Source organism: Sphaerospermopsis reniformis, from assembly GCF_005402885.1.
Lineage (GTDB): Bacteria > Cyanobacteriota > Cyanobacteriia > Cyanobacteriales > Nostocaceae > Sphaerospermopsis > Sphaerospermopsis kisseleviana.
In genome coordinates this window covers 1-13,620 of record NZ_BJCE01000150.1, presented here as the reverse complement: position 1 = coordinate 13,620, position 13,620 = coordinate 1, and the positions used below count along the sequence as shown (strand labels likewise).

The window sequence follows — 13,620 nt, the reverse complement described above, 5'->3', positions numbered from 1 at the left end:
AGTGTGCATTTTTTGGGATTTCAAGAGATGGCAAAGAAATTTTCCAATCTCCTCCTGACTCCTGACTCCTGACTCCTGACTCCTGACTCCTATGCCCTCACGGAAAGACTTTCTCAGCAACCCCTAAATACTATTCCTATGGTTCATGAAAAGCTAATTCTGACAAATTGGCTAAAATTAATGCTGACAATCCTATAAAATGCCCGAATATCTTGGCTGTGGTGTGTAGTGGTATTTGAGGATGATCCTATCTATCAAAGACAATTTCACAAAATTGCAAGTCCAGCGTTATTGGGAACTGCTGCAAGTTTTAGTATCCCGAACTTTAAAAGTGCGTTATCGGGGTTCATTCCTTGGTGTTTATTGGTCACTTTTGAACCCATTAATAATGACAGGTTTATACACGGCAATTTTTGGCGTTACTTTTGCATCATATTATGGTAACTCGATCATCAACTATGTCTTAGCAGCATTTACAGGTTTAGTAGTAATTAATTTTTTCTCAGCTTCCACATCTCAAGCGTTGGTGAGTGTAGTTAATAATGGCGCATTATTGAATAAAATTCAGTTACCAGTTAGTGTTTTTCCTGTATCAATGATTGCGTCTAATATATTTCAGTTTTGTGTTGGAGCATTTCCTTTACTAGCATTAATGACTTTAGTTAATGCCAAAAATTTGGTAAATTGTCTAGCGTTAGTATTTCCATTTATAGCATTAATTTTAGTTTCTACAGGAATCGGATTTTTAGTAAGTGCTTTATACGTATTTTTTAGAGATTTACCTTACTTTTACGAATTAATTGTATTTGTTCTGTGGATAAGTAGCCCTGTGTTTTATCCAGCAGCTATTGTACCAAATCAAGTAAAACCATTTTTAAGCTTGAATCCCTTATCACCAATAATTGAAAGTTTGCGTCAAATTACATTATCAGGAACATTGCCAGATTTAGGTTTAATTTGGGGTGCTTTATTGAGTGGTATAATTATTTTATCCTTGGGATTGACTTGTTTTCATATTTGGCGACATCAGTTTATGGATTTATTGTAATGGATTTATTGTAATGGAAGTAATTCGCCTAGATCAAGTGTCACTGTGGAGACGAACACAAGAAGAATTTTCTTACGATTTGAAAAAAACGTTGCTTTCTATCGTAGAAGGTAAATATCGCCAACCTGCCAAAAAATTAGTTTTAAATAATATTGATTTAGTAGTTAATAAAGGAGAAAAACTAGGAATTATTGGTGCGAATGGTTCTGGAAAATCCACACTTTTAAAAATAATTTCGGGTATTCTTAAACCCACAGAGGGAAAAGTGAGAGGTAAAGGAAAAATTGCCCCGTTAATTGAATTAGGAGCAGGTTTTGATCCAGAAATTTCAGTTATGGACAATATTTTACTTTATGGTGTGTTACTGGGATTTTCTAGGATGGAAATGAAAAAAAGAGCGCATTCAATTTTAGAATTTGCAGAATTACAAGATTATGCTTTAGTTCCAGTGAAAGGTTTATCTTCCGGTATGGTAGCAAGATTAGGTTTTGCTATTGCTACAGATGTGCAACCGGATATTTTAATTTTGGATGAAGTTTTATCAGTAGGTGATGAAAGATTTAAGCATAAATGTCAGCAAAGAATTGAAAAATTTTGGGATGCAGATGCAACGGTTTTAGTAGTATCCCATGATTTAGGTTTTATGAAACAGTCTTGTCAAAGAATAATTTGGTTAGACAAAGGAAAAATCAATTTTATAGGTAGTGCGGAACGTGCAGTAGAGTCTTATCTTGCTGGTAAAGTTATTCCAGAATAAATTTAAGTCTACTGATCAGAGTTATTTATCAGGGTGAGTAAGTAGATTTGTATTTGTAATATAGAGCAGATATCATATCAATAAGGATTTTAGGAGATATTAGATATTTTGAAGCACAAGGAAAAACAAGATTTATGCAATTAAATTTTGCAATATGAACTCATTTTTGACCATCGCTACCAAATAATATTACATCATTACTAGGAGGTGTAATGTATAAATTTTTTGATAGTGAAATAAATAAAACCTAGAATCAAAAATAACATAAGAAGCAACAAAATTTAGTGTTAAATAACTATCCAGTATTGCCAGACATAAATAATTGAAGACTTAGGTATAAAAAATAGCATAATCTGGTGAAATAATGTGAAATAAATTTATTTACTCAAGGGAAAAAGCTATTTTTCAAAATCCACAACAACTCAACTATACATTAACATCGTATAAAATATTAACCAAAAATGCACCATTAACAAGAGATATGAATACAGAAACCAGAGTTGGGAATTAAGTGATTATTCTGTTGGCATTTCAACTTATGGTTTGGCATAACAGTTACTGAAGATTTTTTATTAAGCAACATAAAACAAAGGTCGAGTAAAAATAAACTATGGTTAACCAACTAGAATCACCAGCTATCCTTCACCGTACTCCAAAAGATATAAAAGATATATGTAATAATCATCTGCAAAATATAATTTTTCCTAGAACTGATATTTGTACTGTTGAAGAATTATTTTTTAGAAGTAATTCTCAAGTTTTATTTAACCAAGTTGTATTTAACTATGAAAATCAGATACTAGAGCTAAATCAAGGTGGTATTGTTAGTTTTGACACCTATTTTAATGCTTTTTATGTGGATAGCTGGAAAGAATATACCCAGGTTAGAAATATAAGTGCTAGTGTCAAATTAAAAGGAACTTTTAAAATTAGTGTTTACAATATTGACAGATTAGGTGAGACTAAAACTGTATTATCACAGAAGATTATCAAAAATAACGAAATTGAAGAAATCAAAGTTTTAGAAAACTTCGATATATCCACATCTACAGGAATGATCTACCTGAAAATAGAAGCATTAGAAAATTTGTGTCAAATTAGCGGTGGGTATTTTTCAACTTTGACAGAACCTGTTACCGACGTAAAAATTGCAGTTGTCATTTGTACTTACAAAAGGGAAAACTATGTTTATAAAAACATAAAATTATTGGAAAAATACTTATTAAAACCAAGTATTATTGAAAACAAATTAGAAGTATTTATTATTGACAACGGCAAGACTTTAGAGAAATTTGATAATGATTTAATTCATGTTATACCTAATAAAAATGCCGGAGGAAGCGGTGGTTTTGCTAGAGGAATGCTGGAAGTTTTAAAACAGCAACATAATCAGGAGAATGAATTTTCACATATTATCCTGATGGATGATGATATTCTCTTTGATCCAGAAATATTAGAGAGAGTCTGGAACTTTTTGACATTTTCTAATCAGAAAGATGTCTGTCTTGGTAGCAGTATGTTGAGATTAGATAAAAAATATATACAGCATGAAAAAGGAGCTTATTGGAATAGAAATCAAGGTTTTATTCCTGTTAAACCTAATATGGATTTGAGAAAATTAAAAGAAACTTTATTTAATGAGGTAGATGAATATATTGATTATGCTGGGTGGTGGTTTTTCTGCTTTGCAGTTGATGCTATCAAAGATTATGGTTTACCATATCCTTTCTTTATTAAAATAGATGATGTGGAATTTTGCCGCAGAATCGGTAAAAAAATTATAATTTTGAATGGTATATGTGTTTGGCATGAACCATTTGAAAATAAGAAAAATCCATCCATTGAATACTATTTTTTCAGAAATAGTCTGATTTATCATAGTTTGTACTTTCACAAAGAGTTCAGCAGTATCAAGGCAATTAAATGGTTTTTGAAACCATTATTAAAAGAATTATTCTGTTATAGATATGAAACTGCTGAAAGCATTATTAAAGCTACTGTTGACTTTCTCCAAGGTCCTGATGTTCTAGTTGCTAAAAACCCAGAAGAAAATCATCAAGAGGTTTGTCAGTCTACAGAAAAAACAAATAAAAATCCAGATTTACCATTTGTGTACAAAAAATATCTAGAAAGTAGAGAAAAGAGTGAAAACAAGTTACATAGATTTTTCAGACTTTTAACTCTTAATGGTCATCTTTTACCAAATTGGTTTTTCTTTGCAGATGACACATTAAACGATAAAGGATATTGTATTGTCCCCGCTAGTAATAGTAGACCTTTAAATGCTTTTAGAACTAAAAAGGTTTTGTATTATAATTTGCAAATGCAGGAAGGATTTGTAGTCAAATTTTCCAGAACTAGGTTTTTTAAAGTGCTAATAAATGCACTATGGGTATCCTTGTTAATGTTCATCAAATTACCAAAATTGAAAACTTTATATATCGACTCATTCCTTGAATTTACCAGTCAAGCTTTCTGGGAAAAGTATTTAGAAATAGAAACAAAATAATCAAATTAACTATCACAAGATTATGTACCCTACAATGTTTGATTTTTTGATTGTTGGTGCTGGGTTTGCAGGTTGTACCCTAGCAAATTGTATAGCTACGCGCTTAGATCGCAAAGTTTTAGTGATTGATACCCGCAATCATATTGGAGGTAATGCGTTTGATTTTTACGACAATGCGGGAGTATTGATTCATAAATATGGAGCGCACATTTTCCATACAAATAGTAAAAAAATTATTGATTACCTTTCACAATTTACCCAATGGCGAGTTTATCAGCATGAAGTTTTAGCTAAAGTGGATGGTGATTTATACCCAATTCCTATCAACCTTAATACTATTAACAAACTGTATGGCTTAAATCTCAATAGTCAAGAAATTGCAGAATTTTATGAGCAAGTTAAAGAAAAATATGACAGAATCGAAAACTCAGAACAAGCTGTAGTTGGCAAAGTAGGAACTGATTTATATGAGAAATTCTTTAAAAATTACACTTATAAACAGTGGAATTTGTGGCCTCATGAATTAGATGGTTCAGTGTGCGCTCGTATTCCTGTGAGAACTAATAAAGATAACCGATATTTCGGTGATAAGTATCAACTTATGCCACTATATGGTTTTACAAAAATGTTTGAAAAAATGTTGGAACATCCCAACATTAAAATTATGCTTAATACCAGTTTTCAAGATGTAGAAAAATGGTTGAAGTTTGACCATTTAATTTATACTGGACCCATCGATCAATTTTTTGATTATAAATTTGGTAAACTTCCCTATCGCTCATTGCGTTTTGAATTTGAAACTCATGATATTGAATATTTCCAACCTGTTGCTGTTGTCAACTATCCCAATGATTATGATTTTACAAGGATAGTAGAATCTAAACATATTACTGGACAAAAACATCCAAAAACCACTATTTATTATGAATATCCACAAGCAGAAGGAGATCCATATTATCCTGTTCCCCGTCCCAAAAATCGGGAATTATTTCAACAGTATAAAAATGCAGCAGATAAGCTGGAAACAGTAACATTTGTTGGCAGATTAGCACAATATCAATATTACAACATGGATCAAGTTATTGCTGCTGCTCTCACAGTTTTTGAAAATAAAATTAGTCAAATTTATTAGATATCTTATTAGATATCTTATTAGATATCTATTAGATATCTATTAGAGATTATTACTAGGTTGCATCCACACTTCACTGACCTTAACTTACATTTAATTAACAATAATCAGAGGTAAAATATCGTGATATATACAGCATTCACACAAATAGTACCTAAATCTATTCGTGTATTTATTCGTGATCGAAATATAGGTTTAAAAAAGTTAATTAGTTCCTATGAACAGATAAAAGTCGAATCCAAAAATATCAAAAAAATCTATAAAATTATCAAGACACAATATCAAAATATAGCTGCGGCAAATAAACCTGAAAATCTACCAGATATCATGAATCAAAAAGCCATTGAACATGATTTCAATAAGGGTAGAGTTGTCATTCAATCAATTTTAGCAGCAGACAAAGAACAATTAAAAAATAGAAATTTTTTGTTAGAAAAAATCAAAGATTATGGTTGTGCATATCAAGGATGGAATCTTTATTCTCCTTATCAACAATATCTGAATGCTTCTGATTATGGTCCATTACAAATCCCTACTGAATTTGCAGATTTTTTAATTTATTGCATTCAAAAACAACCAAGTTCTTTTTTGGAAATTGGGGTAATGTATGGAGGATTTTCAGTTTTTTGTTGTGCGGTTTTATCTAAGTTCAACAAAAGCTTTAAGTATACCTGTGTAGATATAGAAGACAACTTTAGAGATTGGGATTATTTTTCATCTATTTTACCATTAGAAAAAGCCATTCCTGCTACATCTGCTGATTTTATCGGTAAAGAATTTGATGTTGTTTATATTGATGCAGATCATTCCTATCATGGCATGAAAAGAGACTTTTTTAATGTAGGTCGTTATGCAAAAATTTGTGCTTTTCATGATATTAACGCCTCGGAATATGATCACTTAGATGGTGGTACTAGAAGATGTTGGAATGAAATGAAATTATCATACTCTCAGTCATATTCAATTTGGGAAATTAGTCATATTGCTGAAGAATGGATGGGTATTGGAATTATTGATTTTAATAAATGATTTATGCAATAATCTGAAATAAATTATGAACATTACCAAAGTCGCAGCTATCATTGTTACTTGGAACAAAATTAAAGATGTTTGTTTGGTTATTGAAGACACACAAAAACTAGATTTGCATGGGATAAGTCTGGATATTTTTGTTGTTGATAATGCTTCTAATGACGGTACACAAGCTTATCTCGAAGAACATTATCCCGAAATTAAAGTTTTACAAACAGGGGAAAATCTCGGAGGTTCTGGTGGTTTTTCTTATGGAATGAAGTTTGTTAGTAACCTTGATTATGATTATATTTGGTTACTAGATAATGATGTACGTTTACATCATCAAGCTTTACTTCCTTTAGTAGAAACCTTAGAAAAGTATCCAGAGGTAGGGTTAGTAGGTTCTCAAATTAGAAAATTAGAACAACCGGAGATTATTCAAGAAATAGGCGGTTATATTCATGAACCAAAAGCACATTTAAAAACTTATTTTGGTAACTCACCTATTAAATCAACAGCGGAAATTTTAGCAGGTAAACCTTATCTCACAGTAGATATTTGTGCAGCAGCTTCATTATTATTCAGACGGGAAATAATTGAAGAAATCGGAGTATTTGAAAATTACTTTCTGCATTTTGATGATGTGGAATGGTGTTTAAGAGCAAAACAAGCTGGTTGGCTGGTTGCTGCTCATCCAGCGTCTATTATTTGGCATTCTTCACCTGATTTTAAACAACGTCCTTGGATTAGTTATTATGATGAACGTAATCTTTGTTACTGTTGGCAAAAACACAAACCAGAACTATTATTAAAACGTCTGAAATTATTATTGCCAAAATTAATTTATTACTCATTAACTGGGCGTTATTTTTGGGCAGAAATTTATTTACAAGGTTTGACAGATTTCCTTCAGAAAATTAAAGGTAAAATGCCTGATATATTGCCATATCAGGAATATGATTTAGCAGCAATTATTCACAATAATAGCAAAATCTTGGTGCAATCTTCGATATATCAAAATATCTGTCAATTCCCTCAAGTTACTATTTGGTATCCACCCAAAAGTTTATTATTGAGAATTTACATTTGTTTAGGATCTTGTTTTGTTAAACCTGTAGATTTGGTAATAGTTAGCTGCTATAAACCAGAAATTTTGTATTTCAATTTAGCTAAAAAAGTTTATTTCTTTAGTGGTACTGGTTACATTCAGGTAAATTTGCATTTAATGAATGTGCTGTTTAACAGTCTGCAAGTATTTTATCGGGTATTAAAAATATATTTGCAGATGAGCATTTTGGTAAATAAATCAGTCGGTGCAAAATAACATCTCTCTTCAAAATATTGGAAATACTTGGAAATAATTGGAAATACTTGGAAATACTTGGAAATACTTGGAAATACTTGGAAATAATTGGAAATAATTGCAACTATGTCAAACACAAATTTATTGATATCTATAGTTATTTGTACCGCAGATCGTTCTGCTTCACTCCAAAAAACTCTGGCATCTTTAAATCACATCAATTATAATTCTTTTGAAGTTATTGTGGTAGATTCTTCCGATGATGACAGTACATTAAAAATGATAAATTTACTCAAAAATAATTTAACTTTTAGCATCAAAATTTTAACATCACAACCTAAAAATATTAGTATTTCTAGAAATATAGGAATCCAAAAATCATCAGGAAAGATTATTGCTTTTATAGATGATGATGCTATTCCCCCAACTGACTGGTTAGATAAATTAATATCAACCTATTCTTTATATGGTGATAAATGTGCCGGGGTTGGTGGTACTGTCAGAGATATGACAAAAGCTGGTTATCCTTTACAATATCATCAAGGTATTACCAATCTTATTAGTAATACAATTCCTATTCGTTCAGAAAATGTGATTAACTATAATCAAAAACAGGGTTTTTGGTTTAATGGTTTAATGGGAACTAATTCATCTTACCGTAAAGAATTACTGGAAAAAATTAATGGGTATGATGAATTTTTTGAATATTTTTTAGATGAAACAGATGTTTGTTTGCGTTTAATTCAAGCTGGTTATGAAATACATTATTGTGATACGGTTGTAGATCATTATCCTCAACCTAGTCATAACCGTTATGATCAAAAACATCTAACTTGTTGGTATTCTTTGGCTAAAAACACGACTTATTTTGCCTTAAAACACGCTTGTAAAAAAATTCCTTTGCCGATTTTAATTATACGTTTAGCCTCACTGTTAATTTATCGTTGTTTACTGCGGATTATTAGGCTTAAATTTACCCATCGTCTCAATAATGGGATTTTATGGCAATATATCCAACAAGCTTTTAAAGGTGTGCGTGTTGGTTGGAGTGCTGGTATTGCTTGGCATTACGGAAATAATGAGAAAATTCTTAACAAGAATCATATTAGTTTATAATGGATCAAAGATTGTAACTTATCCAAGTAAAATCTATGGCTTTAACCGCACAAGAAATAGAAGCATTAATGCCAGATTGCACCGAACTACTTAGCGACGAGCCAGAAATGGAAAGCTCTTTACATTATACACAACTATTAATATTAGTAACTTGTTTGGAATGGTTGTGGAGAGATAGAGAAGATTTCTTTATCGGCGCAAATCTTAGCATCTACTATAGCCGGCAACAGTTAAAAAATCGAGACTTTAGAGGACCTGACTTTTTTCTAGTCAAAGACACAGAAAAACGCCCTCGTGCTTCTTGGGTAGTATGGGAAGAAGACGGTAGATATCCCAATTTAATTATTGAATTACTTTCCGATTCTACTGCTAAAGTAGATCGGGGATTAAAAAAAGAGTTGTACCAAAACCGATTTAGAACTCCTGAATATTTTTGGTTTTCGCCTAATACCTTAGAATTGGTAGGTTGGCGATTAACAGACAGTGAATATAAAAGTATTACTCCTTCGGAAAATGGCTGGTATTGGAGTCAGGAATTAGGGTTGTATTTAGGAGTGTTTGAAAGTAGATTAAGGTATTTTAGCGTTGAGGGGCGATTAATACCCACACCTGAAGAAGCAAATTTAGAAGAAATCAGAAAAGCTGAAATTGCTTACAGAAAAGCAGAATCAGAAAAACAAAGGGCTGAATCAGAAAAACAAAAGGCTGAAGCTGAAAAGCAAAGAGCTGAAGCAGAAAAGCAAAGAGCCGAAGCTGAAAAACAAAGAGCCGAAGCTGAAAAACAAAGAGCCGAAGCTGAAAAACAAAGGGCTGAAGACGCAGAAGCTAAAGCAGCTATTTTAGCTCAGAGGTTAAGAGATTTAGGTATTAATCCTGATAGTTTGTAAATAATTTGTCATTCAATAGATACCGACTTTTTCTTTTGAGAGAAGTTAGGGATCTATTTTAACGTTCAAGAGGATGGTTATATTTTAGGTTAAATTAATACTGAAAATAGTATACAATGCTCTGGTAAGTTGGCTATGGCCTGTGGTGGTTCTGGAGAATGACCCTATCTATCAAAGAAAATTTCATCAAAAACAATTTAACTTGGTTACAGGTACAGCGCTACTGGGAACTATTGCACGTCTTGGTAGTGCGGACTTTAAAAGTGCGTTATCGGGGTTCAATCCTGGGTGTTTATTGGTCACTGCTGAACCCATTGATCATGACTGGTTTATACACAGCTATTTTTGGTGCTACCTTTTCATCTTACTATGGTAACTCCATCATTAACTACGTATTAGCAGCGTTTACAGGACTGGTGGTAATTAATTTTTTCTCAGCTTCCACATCCCAAGCTTTAGCAAGTGTAGTCGGTAATGGAGCATTATTGAATAAGATTCGGTTGCCAGTCAGTGTTTTCCCTGTTTCTATGGTAGCGGCGAACATATTTCAATTTTCCGTAGGGGCATTTCCACTACTGGCATTGATGACTTTATTTAATGCCAAGAGTTTGGTAAATGTATTAGCATTAGTCTTTCCATTTCTGGCATTAGTGTTAGTTTCCACTGGTATTGGATTTTTGGTAAGTGCCTTGTACGTCTTCTTTAGAGATTTACCCTACTTTTATGAGTTAGTTGTGTTTGTGATTTGGATCAGTAGCCCTGTCTTTTATCCAGCAGCGATCGTACCACCCCAAGTCAAGCCTTTTCTGAGTTTAAATCCCCTATCGCCTATAATTGAGAGTCTGCGGCAGATTACATTATCAGGTTCTGCACCAGATTTAGGTTTAATATGGGGGGCGTTACTGAGTGGCATAATTATTTTGTCCTTAGGATGGACTTGTTTTCATCTGTGGCGACATCAGTTTATGGATTTATTGTAAATAGACTTGTTTTGTTGATATAACTATTATTTGATACAGCAGTTTCCATTATTATCAGGTACAGATATTAATGATAAAACCCTTGTAGCACAGGCATACTTCGACATAGTTCGACTGCGCACTTCGACTTCGCTCAGTACAAGCTCACTAACCGCTCATTACAAGTCTTGCCTGTTCATAATGTACATCGTGTAGATGGAATATGCTGTAATTGCAGACCATTAGATACGGATAGTTTATAATTAACTTAAAGATAGTAATTTATCCTAAGAAAATCTATGGCTTTAACCGCACAAGAAATAGAAGCATTAATGCCAGATTGCACTCAACTACTAAGCGACGAGCCAGAAATGGAAAGCTCATTACATTATACACAATTATTAATATTAGTAACTTGTTTAGAATGGTTATGGCGTGATAGAGAAGATTTTTTTATTGGTGCAAATCTTAGTATTTACTATAGTCGTCAACAATTAAAAAACCGAGACTTCAGAGGTCCAGACTTTTTTTTAGTCAAAGACACGGAAAAACGTCCGCGCCTGTCTTGGGTAATATGGGAAGAGGATGGTAAATATCCCAATGTAATCATTGAACTACTTTCTGATTCTACAGCGAAAGTAGATAAGGGATTGAAAAAACAGTTGTATCAAAATCAATTCCGCACTCCTGAGTATTTTTGGTTTTCCCCAAATACCTTAGAATTAATGGGATGGCGACTAACAGACAGTGAATATAAAGCTATTACACCATCAGAAAATGACTGGTATTGGAGTCAGGAGTTAGGTTTATACTTAGGGGTGTGGGAAGAGAAGTTAAGATATTTTACGGTTGAAGGAAAGTTAGTACCTACACTAGAAGAAGCTAATTTAGAAGAAATTAGAAAAGCTGAATTTGCCCTCCAAAGAGCAGAAATTGAAGAACGAAAAGCTGAAGCTGAACGTAAAAAAGCTGAATCTGAACGCCAAAAGGCTGAAGCTGAACGCCAACGTGCTGATGAAGCTGAGAATAAAGCCGCTATCTTAGCTCAAAAATTGAGAGAATTAGGTATTGAACCTGATAGTTTGTAAATAGATACGTTATTGAGTGGTATAATTATTTTCTATCGTGGGATAGACTTGTTTTAATTTATAGCGACATCAGTTTATGGATTTATTGTAAATGGAAGTCATTAGACTAGATCAGGTTTGTTTATGGAGGCGTACTCAAGAAGAGTTTTCTTATGATTTAAAGAAAACCATACTATCCATAGTAGAAGGCAAGTATCGCCAGCCCGCTAAAAAATTAGTTTTAGATAATATTGATTTAGTAGTTGACAAAGGTGAAAAAATAGGTATAATTGGTGCTAATGGCTCAGGTAAATCTACGCTTTTAAAGGTAATATCTGGAATTTTGCAACCCACTAGCGGAACAGTTAGAGTACGTGGTCAAGTGGCACCTTTGATTGAACTAGGAGCAGGTTTTGATCCGGAAATTTCAGTGATGGACAATATACTTCTTTATGGTGTATTGTTGGGATTCTCTAGGTCTGAAATGAAAGCAAGATCGCGGTCAATTTTGGAGTTTGCGGAGTTGGAGGATTATGCTTTAGTTCCAGTTAAGGGTTTATCTTCTGGTATGGTGGCAAGGTTGGGGTTTGCTATTGCTACGGATGTGCAGCCAGATGTTTTAATTTTGGATGAGGTGTTATCTGTAGGAGATGAGAGTTTTAAGAATAAGTGTAAGCAAAGAATGGATAGTTTTTGGAATGGGGAAACGACGGTTTTAGTTGTGTCCCATGATTTGGAGTTTGTAAAACACTCTTGTGATAAAGCAATTTTGTTAAGTAAAGGTAATATCCAATCAGTTGGTCAATCCCAAAAAGTTTTAGAATCTTATTTGGGAATTATATAGTTATATATAAAAAATATTTTTTCAAAAAATACTACGTAAATGAAGTTAACTTGATATAATCCACAAAAAATATGTTTGATAAACAATATAAAAATTATCCTAGCTTACCACAAAAATTAACAATTAATGATTTGAACGATAATAACAGTTTGAAAAAGATGCTTCTCTTTATAGGAGAAAACAAAAATGTTATTGACTTTGGTTGTGCTAGTGGATATTTAGCAAATCTTTTGAAAAAACAAGGGTGTCGAGTAACAGGATTAGAAATTAATCCAGAAGCTGGAGAAATAGCTAGGGAACATTGTGAAGAAGTGTTTGTTTGTGATTTAGACTTTGATTCTTTAACTAATATTTTAGGAGATAGAAAATTTGATGTAGCTGTTTTTGGTGATGTTTTAGAGCATTTGCGAAATCCTTGGAGGGTTTTAGAGCAAACAAAGGATTTTTTGAATACCTCTGGTTATGTTGTTGCTTCTATTCCTAATATTGCTCATGGAGCAGTCAGATTAGCCTTACTAGAAGGTAATTTTGATTATATGCCTTCTGGTATATTGGATGATACACATCTTCGCTTTTTTACTAGAAAAACTGTAGACGAGCTTTTTGAAAAAACAGGTTATTTCATACATCAAATAGATTATACAAAGCTACCAATATTTGATCAAAATCCCTTAATTCCTTGTGTTAAAAAAGAAAATTTTGCAGTTGAACTAATTGACATTTTTAAAGAAGATAAAAATATAGATATATTACAGTTTGTTATTAAAGCATTTCCGAACAATTTTGACAATAAGTATTTTTCTTTAAAAGAGAATCATGAAATTGTAGTTAAAAATTTACAAGAAACACAATCTCAATTACAAGAAACACAATCTCAATTACAAGAAACACAATCTCAATTACAAGAAACACAATCTCAATTACAAGAAACACAATCTCAATTACAAGAAACACAATCTCAATTACAAGAAACACAATCTCAAT

12 protein-coding genes are annotated in these 13,620 nt (G+C 32.4%); all 12 read left to right on the top strand.

The genetic code is table 11. From position 1 onward, the window contains the following. The first annotated feature begins 241 nt into the window (after positions 1-241). Positions 242-1,048 (top strand): ABC transporter permease, encoded by an 807-nt coding sequence (locus tag FFR48_RS18590; protein ID WP_096567908.1) that lies wholly within the window; start codon positions 242-244, stop codon positions 1,046-1,048. A gap of 13 nt (positions 1,049-1,061) precedes the next feature. Then, positions 1,062-1,805: an ABC transporter ATP-binding protein gene (locus FFR48_RS18585; RefSeq protein WP_096567910.1), complete on the top strand. Its 744-nt coding sequence runs from the start codon at positions 1,062-1,064 to the stop codon at positions 1,803-1,805. Positions 1,806-2,415: 610 nt separating this feature from the next. Beyond that, positions 2,416-4,314, top strand: a complete 1,899-nt coding sequence (locus tag FFR48_RS18580; protein ID WP_137668394.1) for a glycosyltransferase — start codon at positions 2,416-2,418, stop codon at positions 4,312-4,314. Positions 4,315-4,336: 22 nt separating this feature from the next. Next, positions 4,337-5,446 carry a UDP-galactopyranose mutase gene (gene glf / locus FFR48_RS18575; RefSeq protein WP_096567914.1) on the top strand — a complete coding sequence of 370 codons (1,110 nt, stop codon included), beginning with the start codon at positions 4,337-4,339 and terminating at the stop codon, positions 5,444-5,446. Between the two features lie 123 nt (positions 5,447-5,569). After that, entirely contained in the window at positions 5,570-6,475 is a 906-nt protein-coding gene (locus tag FFR48_RS18570; protein WP_137668393.1) for a class I SAM-dependent methyltransferase, read from the top strand. Positions 6,476-6,500: 25 nt separating this feature from the next. Then, the gene (locus tag FFR48_RS18565) at positions 6,501-7,784 is read left to right on the top strand and encodes a glycosyltransferase family 2 protein (protein WP_137668392.1); all 1,284 of its coding nucleotides are present in this window, start codon (positions 6,501-6,503) and stop codon (positions 7,782-7,784) included. Positions 7,785-7,889: 105 nt separating this feature from the next. Further along, positions 7,890-8,879 carry a glycosyltransferase family 2 protein gene (locus FFR48_RS18560; RefSeq protein WP_137668391.1) on the top strand — a complete coding sequence of 330 codons (990 nt, stop codon included), beginning with the start codon at positions 7,890-7,892 and terminating at the stop codon, positions 8,877-8,879. Positions 8,880-8,914: 35 nt separating this feature from the next. Further along, on the top strand, positions 8,915-9,766 hold the full coding sequence (locus tag FFR48_RS18555; protein WP_137668390.1) for a Uma2 family endonuclease: 852 nt from the start codon (positions 8,915-8,917) through the stop codon (positions 9,764-9,766). 158 nt (positions 9,767-9,924) lie between these two features. Next, the gene (locus FFR48_RS18550) at positions 9,925-10,746 is read left to right on the top strand and encodes an ABC transporter permease (RefSeq protein WP_137668389.1); all 822 of its coding nucleotides are present in this window, start codon (positions 9,925-9,927) and stop codon (positions 10,744-10,746) included. A 278-nt stretch (positions 10,747-11,024) separates the two neighbouring features. Beyond that, positions 11,025-11,813 carry a Uma2 family endonuclease gene (locus FFR48_RS18545; RefSeq protein ID WP_137668388.1) on the top strand — a complete coding sequence of 263 codons (789 nt, stop codon included), beginning with the start codon at positions 11,025-11,027 and terminating at the stop codon, positions 11,811-11,813. Between the two features lie 91 nt (positions 11,814-11,904). Next, positions 11,905-12,636: an ABC transporter ATP-binding protein gene (locus tag FFR48_RS18540; RefSeq protein ID WP_137668387.1), complete on the top strand. Its 732-nt coding sequence runs from the start codon at positions 11,905-11,907 to the stop codon at positions 12,634-12,636. Positions 12,637-12,707: 71 nt separating this feature from the next. Continuing rightward, a partial coding sequence (locus tag FFR48_RS18535) for a class I SAM-dependent methyltransferase (protein WP_137668386.1) occupies positions 12,708-13,620 on the top strand: 913 nt, incomplete at its 3' end.

Excerpts from the sequence above, each read along its gene's own strand:
- FFR48_RS18550 (WP_137668389.1), top strand. The coding sequence starts at position 9,925 with ATGACCCTATCTATCAAAGAAAATTTCATCAAAAACAATTTAACTTGG.
- FFR48_RS18565 (WP_137668392.1), top strand. The coding sequence starts at position 6,501 with ATGAACATTACCAAAGTCGCAGCTATCATTGTTACTTGGAACAAAATT.
- FFR48_RS18545 (WP_137668388.1), top strand. The coding sequence starts at position 11,025 with ATGGCTTTAACCGCACAAGAAATAGAAGCATTAATGCCAGATTGCACT.
- FFR48_RS18590 (WP_096567908.1), top strand. The coding sequence starts at position 242 with ATGATCCTATCTATCAAAGACAATTTCACAAAATTGCAAGTCCAGCGT.
- FFR48_RS18585 (WP_096567910.1), top strand. The coding sequence starts at position 1,062 with ATGGAAGTAATTCGCCTAGATCAAGTGTCACTGTGGAGACGAACACAA.
- FFR48_RS18555 (WP_137668390.1), top strand. The coding sequence starts at position 8,915 with ATGGCTTTAACCGCACAAGAAATAGAAGCATTAATGCCAGATTGCACC.
- FFR48_RS18540 (WP_137668387.1), top strand. The coding sequence starts at position 11,905 with ATGGAAGTCATTAGACTAGATCAGGTTTGTTTATGGAGGCGTACTCAA.
- FFR48_RS18560 (WP_137668391.1), top strand. The coding sequence starts at position 7,890 with ATGTCAAACACAAATTTATTGATATCTATAGTTATTTGTACCGCAGAT.
- glf (WP_096567914.1), top strand. The coding sequence starts at position 4,337 with ATGTACCCTACAATGTTTGATTTTTTGATTGTTGGTGCTGGGTTTGCA.
- FFR48_RS18580 (WP_137668394.1), top strand. The coding sequence starts at position 2,416 with ATGGTTAACCAACTAGAATCACCAGCTATCCTTCACCGTACTCCAAAA.